The sequence below is a fragment of the Phormidium sp. CCY1219 genome (assembly GCF_055795085.1).
Genome location: NZ_JAYFEQ010000691.1, coordinates 1 through 227 on the forward strand (window position 1 = coordinate 1; position 227 = coordinate 227).

Annotated in this window: 1 protein-coding gene; it reads right to left on the minus strand. The window is 47.6% G+C overall.

Features of this window, described 5'->3' with window-relative positions:
- Positions 1 to 227: reverse transcriptase domain-containing protein (locus AC0QH1_RS20260; protein ID WP_324633114.1), on the minus strand; the 227-nt coding region annotated here is incomplete at both ends.

Genomic DNA, 227 nt, shown 5'->3' on the forward strand with positions numbered 1-227 from the left:
GCTTTTCCTGGTAGCTTAGCAGCTAAGGATTTGATGCTTTCTTCCATGCCGTGAAGGGCAATATTTGCCAGTAGGGGACTGATTACCCCTCCTTGCGGTGTTCCCTCATCTGTTGTGAATAGCTGTCCGGTATCGATTACCCCTGCTTTTAGCCATGCCTTGATTTGTCGTCGGATTGCCGGGAAGACATCAAGTTTGTTGAGAAGTTTTTCATGGTCAATTCGGTC